Source organism: uncultured Veillonella sp. (assembly GCF_934230905.1).
Taxonomy (GTDB): domain Bacteria; phylum Bacillota; class Negativicutes; order Veillonellales; family Veillonellaceae; genus Veillonella.
This window is the reverse complement of record NZ_CAKQFJ010000001.1, coordinates 39019-54149: the sequence shown is the minus strand read 5'-3', so window position 1 is coordinate 54149 and position 15131 is coordinate 39019. Positions and strand designations below refer to the sequence as shown.

The 15131-nt window shown below is 39.6% G+C and carries 12 protein-coding genes; 3 read left to right on the top strand and 9 right to left on the bottom strand.

Features of this window, described 5'->3' with window-relative positions:
- Window positions 1–366: 366 nt before the first annotated feature.
- Complete coding sequence (locus Q0E20_RS00210; RefSeq protein ID WP_295994579.1) at window positions 367–912, bottom strand: carbonic anhydrase; 546 nt, start codon at window positions 910–912, stop codon at window positions 367–369.
- 236 nt (window positions 913–1148) lie between these two features.
- Between Q0E20_RS00210 and Q0E20_RS00205 the strand changes: the two genes are divergently transcribed.
- Together Q0E20_RS00205 and Q0E20_RS00200 are read left to right on the top strand one after the other, a co-directional pair.
- The gene (locus Q0E20_RS00205) at window positions 1149–2192 is read left to right on the top strand and encodes a YeiH family protein (protein WP_295994688.1); all 1044 of its coding nucleotides are present in this window, start codon (window positions 1149–1151) and stop codon (window positions 2190–2192) included.
- A gap of 127 nt (window positions 2193–2319) precedes the next feature.
- Window positions 2320–2928, top strand: a complete 609-nt coding sequence (locus tag Q0E20_RS00200; protein ID WP_295994576.1) for a LysE/ArgO family amino acid transporter — start codon at window positions 2320–2322, stop codon at window positions 2926–2928.
- Window positions 2929–3047: 119 nt separating this feature from the next.
- Here the strand turns inward: Q0E20_RS00200 and Q0E20_RS00195 are convergent, their stop codons facing one another.
- The 8 genes from Q0E20_RS00195 to Q0E20_RS00160 all read right to left on the bottom strand — a co-directional run bounded on the left by Q0E20_RS00195 (window position 3048) and on the right by Q0E20_RS00160 (window position 13332).
- A complete protein-coding gene (locus tag Q0E20_RS00195; RefSeq protein WP_295994573.1) occupies window positions 3048–3935 on the bottom strand; it encodes a LysR family transcriptional regulator in 888 nt (295 codons plus the stop codon).
- A 57-nt stretch (window positions 3936–3992) separates the two neighbouring features.
- Window positions 3993–5186 (bottom strand): MFS transporter, encoded by a 1194-nt coding sequence (locus Q0E20_RS00190; RefSeq protein ID WP_295994570.1) that lies wholly within the window; start codon window positions 5184–5186, stop codon window positions 3993–3995.
- A 192-nt stretch (window positions 5187–5378) separates the two neighbouring features.
- Window positions 5379–5984, bottom strand: a complete 606-nt coding sequence (locus tag Q0E20_RS00185) for a hypothetical protein (RefSeq protein ID WP_295994568.1) — start codon at window positions 5982–5984, stop codon at window positions 5379–5381.
- Between the two features lie 287 nt (window positions 5985–6271).
- Entirely contained in the window at window positions 6272–6943 is a 672-nt protein-coding gene (gene narI, locus Q0E20_RS00180) for a respiratory nitrate reductase subunit gamma (protein WP_295994564.1), read from the bottom strand.
- On the bottom strand, window positions 6940–7464 hold the full coding sequence (gene narJ, locus Q0E20_RS00175) for a nitrate reductase molybdenum cofactor assembly chaperone (protein WP_295994560.1): 525 nt from the start codon (window positions 7462–7464) through the stop codon (window positions 6940–6942). The genes narI and narJ overlap by 4 nt, the downstream gene beginning before the upstream one ends.
- The gene (gene narH / locus Q0E20_RS00170; protein WP_295994556.1) at window positions 7464–8891 is read right to left on the bottom strand and encodes a nitrate reductase subunit beta; all 1428 of its coding nucleotides are present in this window, start codon (window positions 8889–8891) and stop codon (window positions 7464–7466) included. The genes narJ and narH overlap by 1 nt, the downstream gene beginning before the upstream one ends.
- Window positions 8881–12558: a nitrate reductase subunit alpha gene (locus tag Q0E20_RS00165; protein ID WP_295994553.1), complete on the bottom strand. Its 3678-nt coding sequence runs from the start codon at window positions 12556–12558 to the stop codon at window positions 8881–8883. Before Q0E20_RS00165 ends, narH begins: the two co-directional genes overlap by 11 nt.
- Before the next feature lie 72 nt (window positions 12559–12630).
- Window positions 12631–13332, bottom strand: coding sequence for a Crp/Fnr family transcriptional regulator (locus tag Q0E20_RS00160; RefSeq protein ID WP_295994549.1), 702 nt, complete (start codon window positions 13330–13332; stop codon window positions 12631–12633).
- Window positions 13333–13635: 303 nt separating this feature from the next.
- Here Q0E20_RS00160 and Q0E20_RS00155 point away from each other — a divergent pair, with 303 nt between their 5' ends.
- Window positions 13636–14973, top strand: a complete 1338-nt coding sequence (locus Q0E20_RS00155; RefSeq protein ID WP_295994546.1) for an MFS transporter — start codon at window positions 13636–13638, stop codon at window positions 14971–14973.
- Window positions 14974–15131 lie beyond the last annotated feature (158 nt).

Genomic DNA, 15131 nt, shown 5'->3' with positions numbered 1-15131 from the left:
GTATAAATCCTACAACCACAACAGTCAACTATACAAAACCCTTTAAAGTTAACAATCCAACTGTAATACATACAAAGGAATCCCGCTACATTGAGGTGCTAAGATTACTCCGATGAGACTAGTTTACATGCAAAACACATAGAAATAGAGGGTCCCTTTCCACAGGGACTTTGGCCTTCCTTTGGATGTATATGTAACTCGATGGGACCTAATTTATATCTACAGTTATAGCAAGAGCCGCTCATACCCTCGCAGCGACTTTGGCCCTGTTCCATAGGAACAGACCCGGCCGGTGGAGCGAGAGAGTATGAGCGGCTCTTGATAACCTAAATGTAAAATTGTAATAGGGACACATCGAGTAAATAATTAAACCTCAATATAACGGAATTCCCCTGTATCAGGATCCATCATCCCCCCATAGAATCCCATGCCTCTTGGGAATAGTGGATGATGACGCAAGAATTTTACAGTATATCGTACATTTTCTTCAGAAATATGGAAACGATCCATCCAATCGATTAGACCTGGTTCAATCATACGAATAGCATCTTCATTAATACCTTTAGCTTTCATAGCTTCCATAAATTGTTCTGCAGAAAAATCAATCATACCACAGTTTTCATGGCCAATAACAAGTACATCTTCAATACCCATACCATACGTAGACACAAGTAAGCTTTGAACGATATTATCAATCGGTTGTGTAACGCTATTACCAGCTGTCTTAATTGTAATGATTTCACCTCGTTCAAAGCCCAAAGATTCTTCAAGCATGCCCACTAAACGTGTATCCATACACGTTACGATGGCTAACTTTTTCGTAGGATGACTCGTCAATCCCTTTTGAGCAAGTTCTGGATGTTTTGCTACATATTCCTTATTTTTTTCAACAATACCATTAATATCAATCATAATGCACCTCGCATATTCTATGAGACATTTTGCTGTTCTCTACTTATATGAATAGGAATCATACTTCATTAAGCATAATTATCCTATATTTGATTATATAAAGTTTCTCCGTAAGATACAATACCCTCGATTAATTCCCTTACTTATGGTACTATTAAATTGTAGTTTATTTATACATCCTGCGCGATACCACAGGATACATGTACCATAAGTAAGTACTATGAGGAGGTTTTATGATGGGTATCAATGCAAAAACACTACCAGGCATTTTGCTCTGTGCAATCCTGGCTATTCCATGTTGGCTATTAGGACAATATTTCCATTTTATCGGCAGTCCAATTTTTGCAATTATTCTCGGTATTATTATTGGTTCTTTATTCACATCTTGGAAACGAGAAAAAACAGGTGCCGGTATCGGATTCACTTCCAAAAAAATTCTACAATGGGCTGTTATCCTTCTCGGCTTCGGGCTTAATATCACACAAGTATTACATGTAGGTTGGGTTTCTTTGCCAGTTATCATCTCCACCATTGCTACATCGCTTATTGTATCTTTCATTATATTTAAGGCTACACATATTGATTCTAATACAGCCGTATTAATCGGCGTTGGTTCGTCGATTTGTGGTGGCAGTGCCATTGCTGCCGCAGCGCCTGTTGTGAAAGCTAGCGATCAAGATATTGCCCAAGCGATTTCTGTTGTCTTCTTCTTCAACGTAGTTGCAGCCTTTGTATTCCCACCTCTTGGCGATGCTATTGGATTGTCTAATATGGGCTTTGGCCTATTTGCAGGTACTGCTGTTAACGACACATCCTCTGTAACAGCAACAGCTGCTGTATGGGATAGTATGAAAGGCACTGGTACACAGGTTCTTGAATATGCTACCATCGTTAAGTTAACACGTACATTAGCGATTATCCCTATTTGTTTAGGACTTGCTAGCTATCAAGTATACAAAACAAAACAGGCTGCTAAAGCCAGTGAAAACGCAGAATCCGTTAACATCACAGCTATCTTCCCTAAATTCGTACTCTACTTTGTAATTTGCTCTCTTATTACAACAATATTATCCTACGCTAACGTAGATATTCATTTCTTAGATATATTCAAAACCGTATCTAAATACTTCATTACCATGGCCATGGTTGCTATTGGGCTTAACACCAATCTTATTAAGCTCATCAAATCTGGTGGCAGTGCACTTGCATTAGGCGCTGCTTGTTGGATTTGTATCGCTCTAGTCAGCCTAGGGATGCAACATGTCATCGGTTTATGGTAGAATAAACTAAAGATAGATTTAAGACAGAATAGATTTCTATATAGTGTGTATAACACACTGTATGGGGATCTATTCTTTTATTAATCATATAAATTTACATTATATACATCAATAAAAAGGGGATTGTATGTACTTTTTACAAGGTTTATTAGTAGGTCTCGCCTCGTTTGCACCGATTGGAATGCAAAATCTATATATCATCAACACGGCCCTCGTCCAACCATTGCCACGTATTCTGTTGACCATCACCATCATTGGTCTATTCGATATGACCTTGAGTACAGCGGCCTTTTATGGTATAGGAGCTTTGCTCGAAACATGGCCATTCTTTAAGCTGATTATTCTGATTGCAGGCGGCATACTCGTAGCCTACATGGGATATAAAACATTTAAGGCTACACCTTCTCTCAAAAAGGTTGATACGAATATCCCCATCAAAAACATTCTGTTAATGGCTCTCCTCGTTACATGGGGCAATCCAAAGGCCGTCATCGATGCCTCCATGATGCTCGGCGCCTTTCGCGCTAATATTCCTGCTGAAAGCATCTATCACTTCTTCTTTGGATTCCTCGCGATGACACCCATCTGGTTTGGCTTTTTAGCGGGAGTCATATACCTTCTTGCAAAGAAAATCAAAATATCTCATTTAGTATGGATTAATCGCGCTTGTGGGTCCATATTAATCATATACGGCGTAAAGCTTATCTATGATGGAATCATAATGATGATATCGTAATGATATCATCCACATAAACACAAAACAGGTATTTCTTAAAACTACTACTGCTTATTACTGCATTTTATAGTAGTCTAGTTTCAAGAAATGCCTGTTTTTATTTTTATATAGAATTGTAATTAAAATTCATCTAATACTTGTAAAAAGATATCTTTAAATGCTTCTGCATACGTATTAAGATTCTGTGCATTGACATAAAAATAGTAATCTCTTTCTATGGGCTTACCATAACTTAATATACATTTACGTTCGATTCCAGGAATAGAATCTACTAAATATTTAAATCGATCTACTAACAATATACCTTGACCAGCAGCAACGAGAAAACGTGCTTCCTCTAGATTTTTAACATGTATAAAAGATCCAGCAAACCCAAGAGATTTACGATAATTATTTTCTTCATCCAGACGTTGATCTTCATCACAAACCAGAATCAGTGGTAAATCCAGAAGCTCTTTAAGCTCCACCGCGCCTTCTGTTGTATAGCCTTTCGGCACCTCTGCTATAACGGTAGCTGTACTAATGGCATAACTATTAAAATCGTAGTCATTTGTCATTTGCCAATAATCATTAAAAATAATATCTACTAAATTATCATCGAGCATCTGGTATAACTCAGAATGACTACCACTATACATACGCACATCGAGATCACGATACCGCTTTGTCGTGCGCATTAAAGCTTGTTGTAATGCTATACCACTATAGCGATTTAAGTAGCCAATACGCAAATATTTCCGCTCATTCTTACCAATACGTGCCGTCTCCTCCTGCAAATTTTTAATTCGTAGCATCATATGTTTACCATTACGATATAAGTACTCTCCTGCAGGAGTTAAATGAAAGCTCCGTTTTTCACGCACCATTAATGGCACACCTAAACTGGCCTCTAATGATTTAATTTGTTGTGAAATAGCCGATTGCGACACATAATTTTCATAAGCAGCCTGTGTAAAACTATTATGCTCTACAACAGAAACAAAATACTCCAATTGTTTTAATAACATGATAAACTCTCTCTATACACATAATTTCAAACAATAAACCTATTACTATCTAGAACCCTAGATACTCTCCCGTAATAGGCACCGCCACACAAACACAGCAGCTAAAAAAAAGATTCCCGCAGTACTCCAAAAGACGAGACCATAACCAAACCAATTGGCAATCATTCCACTAATAATAGGTCCCAATACATTCCCCATCATAGCTACACTAGATACAGCGCCAAATACAATACTTCGACGTTCTTTAGGTACCGCCTTCGAAATCAAAGTATTGGCTATAGGAGTGATAAATCCCATAAAGAACCCTGCAATAGTCCGAAATATACCTAAGCTCCACACATTAGGCATAAGGTATTGAAGGATAAAAAATCCACCTACACCACAGGTTGCTGTTAATAATATGTGAGGCATAGACATCCATTTAGTTAAGCGACCAATTGAAATAGAGGCCAAAGCACTGAACAAACCAGCCCCAAAAATAATAATACCTACAATAGTAGCTACAAACTCATCATTGACCTGCATATAATGTTTAATATACAGCGGCAATATAGGGCCTATACCAGTAATACCAAAATTACATAAAAATTGCATGATTACAAGCAAACGAACGCGAGGTATGGACAAAAACGATTGTATTAATGACCATTGTGACTCCTTCGAGTCCACCTTATGTGTATGCTGTAAATTAGGCATTAATAGATAAATACCTAATAAACACAAACCAGATAATATGGAAAACATAAAAAATGGAGCCCGATAGCCCAGTAAGTCAGCCGCTAATCCTCCCATGAGAGGACCAAAGACTAAGCCCATCACCATGGAAGCTTGATATAGCCCCATTGCCCATGGAACATGTTCCTCTGGTGTTATTAATACAATAATACCAAGTCCAATGGGTACAAAACCACCCACCAAGCCTTGTAATGTACGCAATACTAACAATTGGCTTGGTGTTTGTGCAAAACCACAAGCACCAACAGCTAGCATCAGAGTAGCAAGTATAAACATCATAACACGCCGTGGTCCAAGTTCGTTCGCTTTTCGCGACCAAAAAGGAGCACTTAATGCAACCATACAAGGGGTTACACCAGATACAAGTCCAGCCCACATAGCCGCCTCACCTTGATTGGTCAGCCCTAAGTCCACCAAATATAAAGGTATAAATGACAACACGCCAATAATGGTAATGCCTGCACCAATTTGTATAGCACAAATCAAATAGATAATGCGCTTCCATGAAATATCCATATAACCTTCAAGCTATTAATTATAATACATTATTTAAATATACTTACGTTCCTATTGTATCGTAAACAGACCAAAAAGACCATCTCTTCCAATCTGGTAAAAAACTAGGGGTACAAAAAAACTCTCATCTCTAAGCAAAACAATAGAGACGAGAGTTTTTATAGCAAGAATACATATACGAAATTCTTATTATTATTTTTGTTTGATCATCCAATAAATATAGTAAAGAACAACAGCATATGTAAATACATCGAGCGCTGGCATAAATGGCACCATCTTAGAAATGCGGCCAAATCCATGCACATGAAGGTTAGCTGCTACAATAGCAACCAAATTCAATCGATGAATCCATATAGCTTTTTTTCGAGACATGGATTTGGCCTTATTGCCAATCCAAGTAGTTAAATAGATAACACCGAATATCAATGCAATGAGCATAGCGGCAGTTGATATATAGCCGGCCCAAAATGCTAATGGATTATCTAACGCTTTAAGGAAGTATATATACCAATGGATACATACCATCACAACGCCTACAATCCCTACAATGCGATGAACTTGATACATTTCAGTAGGATTATATCGTGTAATAAACCATTTTGGTCGTGTTGCTATATATGTTAGTACAAGCCAGGAAATATAAGGTACTAAACCAAGATGAAGCTTCCAAAACCAGTGACCTTTACCAGTACCTAAATAACCATATTCAAGCATTCCCATAAAAGCTAATGATAATACTGCAATCCAAATCAAAATATGATATTTACTTTTATACTGTTTTTTTGCTACCTCTGCCATTACCGAGACTCCTCACATTTAATCCTCTATCATTTCACAGAACGTCATATAAATAATATCAATTTTCATTATCATAGTAAAGTGAAAATGTATTCCAATCTCACATAGAAATATGAAAGTTACTCATATGTAATAGTATAGAAACAATCATAACAGCTAAATGGATTATAATCAGCATAATAAACAGCAAAACCCTCGCAACTATGAAAGTAATAACTTTCACAATTACGAGGGTAATAAGAATGGTAGTATATCACAAGATATGATATAGACTATCAATTATTAAATTATTTGTGATCTCGTTTACGATATACAATAAACGGACGTGTCAAATAATTGAGTGGAACACTTAAGCAGTGTACTAAACGGCTAAATGGGAAGATAATAGCCACGACCATCCAAGCCAACATGTGGAATTTAAACATGAATGGGACACCTTCCATCAAGGATGGATCCGGCATAAAGGATACTAAGCTACGGAACCAAGGGCCGATAGATACGCGGTAATCAAAGAAACCAGATGCATTAAGCAACGTACCAGCCATACCGCTGAAAATAGCTAATGTTAAGAACAAATATAACCATTTATCAAGGCCAGATGTGTTAACTTTCATAGCAGGCACAGTAAAACGGCGTTTCATCAAAAGCAAGAAACCTACAATGAAAATAATACCAGCAACAGCACCCATATATAACGCACCTTCATGGTACATATGGTCATTAATACCAATAGCAGCCGTCCAAGTTTTAGGAATTAATACACCTACAACGTGACCACCGATAACGCATAGCAAACCAAAATGGAACAATGGGTTAGCAATACGCAATTGTTTTTTCTCTAAAAATTCACTCGATTTTGTAGTCCAGTTTCTTTCAAAATAGAAGAAACGAACCAAGGTACCTACGATTAAGAAGGTGAATGCGATGTAAGGCAATGCGCCCCAAAGAAATAGATTCATCGTGCACCGTCCTCCAATCCATTTGCAACAGACAAGATAATATCAAACAAGAATGCATAAGGCAGTTTAGCCTCAATGAAGCGTTCTCTAATGTATTCCAATTTTGGCTTACAATAGTCGTAAATTTCTTTTGCTTTATCTTCATCGATAACAGCACATAATTCAAGAAGTGCAGGAATATAATCCGGCATTTCTTTTGGCAAATCATAGCCATTTTCAAGGAAGAAAGCTTTGAATTTAACGAGTTCTTCTGCTTGTTCCCCTGTACCTTGTAATTCATAAGTCGATAAGTACATCGTTGTATTTTGACTGAAATCAAAGGTACGAACATATTGGTCTTCGAATTCTCTTTTATCAGATTCTTCTACATAGTCGAAGAATTCTAACAAACCTTGACGAAGTTGAGGATGCGCAACGGATTGCGCGTCCTCTCTCCACTCAGGTAATTCGTTATACCATTGTTCATCAGGATAGCGTAGAAGAAATGACGCAATAAGAGCGATTTTCTGAGCATCCTTCATTATTGACATCCCCCTGTAGGGCAAGCAAAACCACGATTGTGTTGCATTTCAAGGCGACCTTCGCGAGATACTTTTACATCAGAAGGAATAACAAAGCGATCATTATATTTAGACAATGCTAACAATTTGTACATACCGTACATTTGCTCATCTGTTAAATCAACTTTGTGTTCAATAGGACCGTCACCTGTTTCACGACGACGCATATATTCACGCATGTCGAGAACACGTTGCAATGTACGAGCTAAGATATCAGTATTACCTGCTGTAAACAGATTAGCTAAATATTGTACAGGCACACGCATTTCATGTGCATCTGGCAAGTATACATCAGATGTTACACGTTGCAAGATTGGGCTGAGTGGTGGCACATACCAAACCATTGGCAATGTACGGTACTCAGGATGCAATGGCAATGCCACGCCCCATTCTTTAACAAGTTTGTATACAGGAGATTTTTGAGCTGCTTTAATCCATGCTTCGGAAATACCTTCCTCGCGAGCTGCTTTAATAACTTCTGGATCATGAGGATCCAAAATCAAATCTAATGTATTTTCATAAATATCTTGTTCATTTTTTGTAGCCGCCATAGCTTCTACTTTGTCCATGTCGTAGAATACAACACCAACATAGCGCATACGACCTACACAAGTTTCAGCACAGATTTGAGGCAAGCCATTTTCTAAACGTGGGTAACAGAATACGCATTTTTCAGCTTTATTAGTTTCCCAGTTATAGAAGATTTTTTTGTATGGGCAAGAAGGAACACAATGTCTCCAACCACGACATACATCTTGAGATACAAGAACCACACCATCTTCATCGCGTTTGTAGATTGCACCAGATGGACACGCAGCCACACATGCAGGGTTCAAGCAGTGATTACAAAGACGTGGCAAGTAACGCATAAATACTTCTTCGTAATCAAATACGATATCTTGGCCCATCTTAGCTAAGTTCACATCGGAACGAGCATGTTGACCACCTGCTAAATCGTCATCCCAGTTAGGGCCCCAAGTCACTTCCATTTTTTGTTTAGTCACAAGGGAACGAGGACGTGCAACTGGTTGGTTGTTTTTACGACCACCATGAATCAATGTTTCATAGTCATATGTCCAAGGTTCGAAATAATCTTTCAATTCTGGTTGTTCAGGATGGAAGAATAATTTCATCAAACGATTTGTTTTAGAACCTGTAGAAAGAGCTAATTTACCGGAATTATCTAAAGTCCAGCCGCCCTTCCATTTTTCTTGGTCTTCCCAATTGCGTGGATACCCTACGCCTGGGCGAGTTTCCACGTTATTAAAGTACATATATTCCGCGCCTTCGCGGTTCGTCCATGTATTTTTACAAGTGATAGAGCATGTATGACAGCCTAAGCACTTATCCAAATTTAGGACCATGGATACTTGAGCTTTAATCTTCAAGCCAATCCACCTCCTTCAATTTACGAGCCACAATTGTCATATCACGTTGGTTACCAGTTGGGCCATAGTAGTTAAAGCCATAGCTCAATTGACCATAACCGCCAATCATATGTGTCGGTTTCATGTGAATATGAGTTGGTGCATTGTGTGTACCACCGCGACGATCTTTCTTAACTTGCGTACCAGGAACGTTAATATGACGATCTTGGGAGTGATGCATATAGGAAATACCGCGAGGAATACGTGGGGATACAACTGCACGAGCTGCCACTACACCATTTTTATTGAAAGCTTCTACCCAGTCATTATCTTTAACGCCAATTTCTGCGGCATCGTCTTCGTTAAGCCAAATGGTTTGACCACCACGGAATAATGTCAACATTTGTTGGCTATCGAAATACATACTATGTGTAGACCACTTATTATGTGGTGTTAAGTATTTCAATGTGATTTCTGGAATACCTTCTTGTTTGTAGTCACCTTGTACTGGTTTATAGCTCAATACAGGTTTATACAATGCCATAGCTTCACCATAATCACGCATCATTTCATGATCACAATAGAAGGATTGACGACCTGTTACGGTACGGAATGGTACCTTATCTTCTGTAGATGTTGTAAATGGTGAGTAGCGACGGTTTTTATCGTTCTTACCAGTACTTGTTACAGAGCTAATGATAAAACGTGGTTGACGAACCATGTCATCAAAAGTAATTTTTTCTTGTTCGCGACCTTTTGCGTTCTTTTCAAGACCAGAAAGACCAGTTTTTTCTTCCATCGCTTTCCAAGAGCGAACAGCCAATTTACCATTTGTACAAGAAGATAATGTCAATACAGCATTACAAGCTTCTTTACATTCGTAAATGCTTGGACGGCCATGTGAAATGAATTCTGGATTATCGATTGTACCATTTTGTGCATACAATGTTTGATATTCATCAGATACATCCCAAGCCATGCCATGAGCCCCCATTTTGTTTTCGATGTTAGGTCCCAAAGCAATGAATTTTTCGAAGATTCGGCTATAGTCGCGTTTTACATGAACGAGGTTAGGCATTGTTTTACCAGGAATTGGTTCACATTCACCTTTGCTCCAGTCGAGAACCTTACCTTCTGGTTGAGCCACTTCACCTGGGCTGTCATGACCAAGAGGCAATGCTACGATATCTTCGTATTCTGTGAAGCCAGACTCTTTTGCTACGCGAGATACTGTTTCTGCAAGGGTACGGAATGTATCCCAGTCAGATTTAGTTTCCCATGCGCAATCAACAGCCGCTTGGAATACGTGTACATATGGATGCATATCTGTAGAAGACAAGTCTTCTTTTTCATACCATGTAGCTGCAGGGAATACGATATCAGAGTATAGGCCAGTAGAAGCCATACGGAAGTCGATATCGATTAAGAGGTCAAGTTTACCTGCCCCATCAGCTTCACGCCATTTGATTTCTTCTGGACGTGTAGGTGCATCGTCATCTTCTAATACCGCATTTTTAGTACCTAATAAATGCTTCAAGAAGTATTCATGGCCTTTAGAAGAGGAACCGATAAGGTTCGCACGCCATACAAACAAGTTGCGTGGGTGGTTTTCTTTAGCCGCAGGATCTTCTACGCAGAATTGTAATTCTTTGTTTTTCAACGCTTGCGCCACATATTGGTTAATTTCTGCTTCTGTACCAGCACCAGCTGCACGAGCATCATTAATCAAGTCTTGGCTACCTTTATTGAAAGTAGGATACGATGGCAACCAACCTAAACGAGCCGCTAATACGTTATAATCGCCAGGGTGACGATAACGAGGCTTAGCTAATTTAGATACGCGGTCTGCCAAGTCGATGCAATCAGAACGGTATTGTTCTGTAGCAAAGTAGAACCAAGATGTACCATTTTGCAAACGAGGAGCTTTACTCCAGTCGTTAGCTGTCATGATACCGCCCCAACCTTCAACTGGACGAAGTTTTTCTTGACCTACGTAGTGAGCCCAACCACCACCGTTAACACCTTCAGTACCGCAGAACATGATAAGGTTCAAGATTGTACGGTAAATCACATCTGCATGGTACCAGTGGTTGATACCACCACCCATGATAATCATGGACCGACCTTTAGTTTTTTCTGCATTGTCTGCAAATTCACGAGCTGTAGCAATCGCAATATCTGCTTTTACGCCAGTAATTTTTTCTTGCCATGTAGGTGTGTATGGAGTGTCATCAGTATAGCTTGTAGCCACTTCACCACCGATACCACGATCGATACCATAGTTAGCAAGAATGAGGTCGTATACAGTAGTCACTTTCACAGGACCATCTACAGTTTGTACTGTAATAGTTGGAATAGCACGTTCAATAACACCTTCATGCTCTTCATCACCAAAGTACGGTAATTTAACAACAGTCACATCTTGGCGTTGGTCAAATACGGATAATTGAGGGTCAATTTTAGCCCCTGTATCGCGGTTTTCAAGGCGCAAGTTCCATTTTTCAGGATGTGTATGACGATCGCCCATTGTACCGTTTGGAACAACGATTTCGTTTGTTGTTTCATCAATCAATACAGTTTGGAAATCGGCGCCTTCTTCTTTACTACCCAAATCCTTAGCATTTAAGAAACGACCAGGTTGTACGGCACCGTTGATGTCTTCAACGCGTACAAGGAATGGCATATCGGTAAACTCTTTAGCATACTCTTTGAAGTATGGAGTTTCCTTGTCGATGTAGTATTCTTTTAAGATTACGTGGCCCATTGCCATAGCAAGAGCCGCATCAGTACCGGCTTTCACATTAAGCCAAGCATCGGAAGAAGTTGTGGATTCCGCATAGTCAGGAGATACGGACACAACCTTAGTACCTTTGTAACGAACCTCTGTCAAGAAGTGAGCATCAGGTGTACGCGTCAATGGTACGTTGGAACCCCAAGTCATGATGTAGCCAGCATTGTACCAGTCACCAGATTCAGGAGTATCTGTTTGTTCACCCCAAACTTGAGGGCTGGATGGTGGCAAATCGGCATACCAGTCGTAGAAGGACAATGGTGTACCGCCCATGAGGTTAAGGAAACGAGCACCTGCTGCATAGGACAACATGGACATCGCTGGAATTACAGAGAAGCCTGCGTTGCGGTCAGGGCCATATGTTTTTGCTGTATATAGTAAAGATGCTGCAGTGATTTCTGTCGCTTCGTCCCAAGTAGAGCGCACAAAGCCGCCCATACCACGGGCAGATTTATATTTTTTCGCCTTTTCAGGGTCTTCTACGATAGATTTCCATGCTTCGATAGGATTTTTAGCTGTTTTCTTTGCTTCTCTCCAAAGCTCAGCCAATTCGCCGCGTACATATGGATATTTTACGCGCAATGGGCTGTATAAATACCAAGAGAAGGTCGCGCCACGAGGGCATCCACGTGGTTCGTAATCCGGCATATCATCCGGTGTTTCCGGATAATCTGTAGCTTGGTTTTCCCAGGCTACGACGCCATTTTTAACGTAAATGTTCCAGCTACAAGAACCAGTACAGTTTACACCATGTGTTGTGCGGACTACTTTATCGTAGGACCAACGGTCACGATAAAAATTTTCCCACTCACGACCGCCATCTTCTGTTATTTGATGGCCGCTTGGAGATACGTCCTTCTTGCGAAGAAACTTGAATTTCTGAGACAATAAACTCATCTCGTGTCCTCCTTAAAACTACAAAAAAGCCCTTGCGTTAGCAATGCCAACAACAAGGGCGAATATCCACAATTATTCGATATTACTGATATTAGGGTCGATCGTGTCGCTATCTAAATCAAGTAATCCGATTAATGCATCTAAGTCACAGATTACCAGATGGTGTTTATCATAGGCTACATAGCCTAATTTTCGTAACTCACTGAGCATGCGGTTTAAACTTTCCCGAGATGTGGCAGCAAATTCAGCTAATTCTTGATTTGTTAAGGCGATGTCGATGTAAATACCGTCATCTCGCTTAATCCCATAGCTATTAGCTAAACGCAATAGTGTTGAATAGAATGCACCTTTTTTGCCATACAACAACAAATCTCTGTATTTTGCTTGTTGTCGCCGCATATGAAGTGTATAGATTTTCATCATCGCAATGGCCAACGAATGGTCCTTTGCAATGGCTGGTTCCAACACATCATAACGGATGGAATAGACCGAGCATTTTTCACGTGCAATCGCATTGAACACGTAAGTCCGGGTATTCGTCTCGTACAAAGGAATTTCGCCAAGTACATTATTTGGCCCCACCAAACGATGAGCAAAAATATGACCACTTGCCTCAAATTTCTTAATACTAAGTCGACCTTGACGAACAATAAAAAAATGATCTGCTATATCACCTTCGTGAAACAAAAACTCTCCTTTTTCAAGGTGAATTGTTTCCCCTGGTAAAGCAAGTAACTGGTTAATTAACTCCTGTTCCATACTATCACCGTGCATCTTTCAGTGTCATTTGTGCATACTGCTTGTGAAAGTCACCGTCACAAAAGATTATGCACAAAAGGCACATTTACTATATACTTTACGTATATTACTCCTATTATAACCGATTAATTCTCAGATAAGTGTGTTTTTCGTCACATTCACATTATATTCTGTCTTATATAATAATGGTGTGATTTTAGGCACACTCTTTATTATTATAGTACCATATTTTATAAGGTTTTTTAACGAGATGTGTCATATATTCGTGTGAAAAGATCTACCCTTTATCACATGTGTTTTAGTTAAAGGAGAGCTCTCATGTCAGAACTGAAAATGCCTCAAGTAGGCGCGAGTCGCAAAGAGATTGTTGCGAACTGGCAACCAGAAAACCCGGAATTTTGGGAAAAGTTTGGTAAAAAAATCGCCAAACAAAATCTTACTATTTCAACCATCGCATTAACGATTGCGTTCTGCATATGGTACCTATGGGCAACCATCGCTGCGCAACTTAATAATGCAGGATTTCATTTCACCACAGAACAGTTGTTTACACTAGCTGCCTTCCCAGGTCTCGTGGGTGCAACATTACGCTTTGTATACACCTATATGCCAGCCCTTGTAGGCGGTAAAAACTGGACATTCTTTTCCACACTTATTCTACTAGTACCTGTTGTATGGCTCGGCTTTGCGGTACAAGATCCAACGACATCATATTCCACATTTATGATCTTAACAGCACTTATCGGTTTAGCTGGTTCCAACTTCTCGTCCTCCATGGCCTACATCGGCAACTTCTTCCCTAAATCTGAAAAAGGTACCGCTCTTGGTATCAATGGAGGGATTGGTAACCTCGGTGTTTCTGTAATCTATTTCCTAGCTCCATTTGCTATGGGTTCTGCTGCACTCGGTAATGTATTCGGTGTAACGCCTGCTATCATCAAAGGCAACCCTGTATACCTAGCCAATGCCGCACTTATGTGGATTATTCCAATCATTATTACCTTATTATTAATTCTAAAATATATGGTAAACTTACCATTGCCAAAGCCAAATCCTAAAAGCTTGGTTCAAATGTTTAGCAATAAACATACTTGGGCTATGACACTGCTCTATACATGTGCCTTCGGTGCATTTGCAGGATACTCCGCTGCACTTAGCCTTTTAGTTGGCAAAGAGTTCCCCGAAATTCCATTCGCTTACATCGCATTCGTTGGCCCACTTGTAGGTGCTGGTCTTCGTCCTGTAGGCGGTTGGTTATCCGATAAAATTAACAGCGGCACAAAAATTACATTTATTGGCCTCATTGGTTTATGTATAACAACTATACTCATTGCAGTAGGCGTTGACATTCATAACTTCCCATTCTTCTTTGCCATGTCTGTTTTAACATTCGTATGCTGTGGTTTTGTTACAGGCTCTACATTCCGTATGATTCCACACATCTTCCACGATGGTCTACAAGCCTCTCTAATCACTGGCTTCGTAGCTGCAGTAGCAGCTTATGGTGCATTCGTTACACCTAAAATCTTCGGTTTCGTATACTCTACATTTGGTAATATCCACCCTGCATTTGCAGTACTACTTGCATTCAATATCGTAACCGTGGCTGTATGCTTCTGGTTCTATGTACGAAAAGGGGCAAACATGAACGTATAAATTCATGTTCTACCTTATAGCTGTATAGAAAATATAATTTACATCATTAAAGAAAATATAATTCACCCTTAATTTGGGTAATGAAATACCCCCTCAGTCGTCCTCCACCGCCTTAACGGCCTGCGGCTAGGCCTTGGCCTAGCAAAGTCGGACTCTCT

Coding starts and splice junctions, on each gene's coding strand:
- Q0E20_RS00210 (WP_295994579.1), bottom strand. CDS start 912: ATGATTGATATTAATGGTATTGTTGAAAAAAATAAGGAATATGTAGCA.
- Q0E20_RS00205 (WP_295994688.1), top strand. CDS start 1,149: ATGGGTATCAATGCAAAAACACTACCAGGCATTTTGCTCTGTGCAATC.
- Q0E20_RS00200 (WP_295994576.1), top strand. CDS start 2,320: ATGTACTTTTTACAAGGTTTATTAGTAGGTCTCGCCTCGTTTGCACCG.
- Q0E20_RS00195 (WP_295994573.1), bottom strand. CDS start 3,935: ATGTTATTAAAACAATTGGAGTATTTTGTTTCTGTTGTAGAGCATAAT.
- Q0E20_RS00190 (WP_295994570.1), bottom strand. CDS start 5,186: ATGGATATTTCATGGAAGCGCATTATCTATTTGATTTGTGCTATACAA.
- Q0E20_RS00185 (WP_295994568.1), bottom strand. CDS start 5,984: ATGGCAGAGGTAGCAAAAAAACAGTATAAAAGTAAATATCATATTTTG.
- narI (WP_295994564.1), bottom strand. CDS start 6,943: ATGAATCTATTTCTTTGGGGCGCATTGCCTTACATCGCATTCACCTTC.
- narJ (WP_295994560.1), bottom strand. CDS start 7,464: ATGAAGGATGCTCAGAAAATCGCTCTTATTGCGTCATTTCTTCTACGC.
- Q0E20_RS00165 (WP_295994553.1), bottom strand. CDS start 12,558: ATGAGTTTATTGTCTCAGAAATTCAAGTTTCTTCGCAAGAAGGACGTA.
- Q0E20_RS00160 (WP_295994549.1), bottom strand. CDS start 13,332: ATGCACGGTGATAGTATGGAACAGGAGTTAATTAACCAGTTACTTGCT.
- Q0E20_RS00155 (WP_295994546.1), top strand. CDS start 13,636: ATGTCAGAACTGAAAATGCCTCAAGTAGGCGCGAGTCGCAAAGAGATT.